Here is a 656-nt window from a genome sequence, read left to right as displayed (position 1 = left end):
ACTAAGCGTGTGTTTCAACGTCCAGATACAGCTAGGTCTGGCCCAGATTCTTCCATGCTGTAAGCCATCGCCTACAGCAGATCGAGCGTTCGCCCAATAGGCTCAGAACGGCTGCCGGCGTAGATTGAATCCCACCAAGACGTCGAAGGAACGACGCAGGCCGACCACGGATGGCGGCCAATGGGACCGTCGCAGGATGCGGCGACTTCATCAGGATGATGAACCCAGGGATGCGATTGAACGACATGAAACGGCGAGGCTAATCCCCTCGCCGTTTTTGTTTTGCGCCGAAGGTGGTGGGCACCCGGGCGTTCACAGCACCTCGTCGCAAAACACGGCCGGTGTGACGATGCGGGTGCGCTCGATATGCCCGCGTTGTAACAGGCCGGCGCGGCGATCCCCGGTCACCAGGTAATCCGCTTCACCTGCAATGGCCATGGCCAGCAAGAAGGCATCGTCCGGGTCGTTGGCTTCGTCCTGGATATCCAGGCGTTCCAAAACCACGGCGCGTTGCAGGTTGTTGATCATGGTGCCTACCTTGGCGGGCTGAAGAACGGCTTGGAGCTTGGGATAGCGGCTGGCTCGGCGGATCTCGTCGAGCTGCATCCGCGAGGTGACCACCTCGAAACGCGCGGCCCGCCAGGCCCGATAGATCA

Annotated in this window: 1 protein-coding gene; it reads right to left on the bottom strand. The window is 60.7% G+C overall.

The window, feature by feature from the left end; genetic code table 11:
* Positions 1–312: 312 nt before the first annotated feature.
* Positions 313–656, bottom strand: a 344-nt coding sequence (locus ACYVD0_RS22875; RefSeq protein ID WP_460428928.1) for a putative toxin-antitoxin system toxin component, PIN family, incomplete at its 5' end; no start/stop codon positions are given.

The organism is Azotobacter armeniacus, from assembly GCF_054779355.1.
This window is presented reverse-complemented; position numbering and strand designations above follow the sequence as displayed.